Source organism: Polaribacter sargassicola (genome assembly GCF_021991835.1).
Classification (GTDB): Bacteria; Bacteroidota; Bacteroidia; order Flavobacteriales; family Flavobacteriaceae; genus Polaribacter; species Polaribacter sargassicola.
Genome location: NZ_JAHDAU010000182.1, coordinates 1 through 296, shown reverse-complemented (window position 1 = coordinate 296; position 296 = coordinate 1). Strand labels below are relative to the sequence as shown.

Here is a 296-nt window from a genome sequence, read left to right as displayed (position 1 = left end):
CGGAATTTCAATTAAGTAATCAATTGTATCTGGCCTTTTTATTTTATGCGCCAACATAATATGAAACTGTTTACCCAAAATGATTAAACCAATTGCAGCTAGCATACCTTGAATTGCCGCGGATGGAAAGAAATCGGCAATAGTTCCCATTCTAAAAAAACCTAAAAGCAGCAATAAGGAGCCAGAGAGCATAATGGCAACATAGGCGTTTTCAATACCAAGTGTGGTTATAGTGGCCAATAAAACACCTACCAAGCCGTTTCCTGGTCCTGCAATAGTTACGTGACTTCCTCCAA

General features: G+C 39.2%; 1 protein-coding gene. It reads right to left on the bottom strand.

The genetic code is table 11. The annotated features are described in order from the left end of the window. On the bottom strand, nucleotides 1-296 hold a 296-nt coding region (locus tag KI686_RS16410), incomplete at both ends, for a SulP family inorganic anion transporter (RefSeq protein ID WP_237590388.1).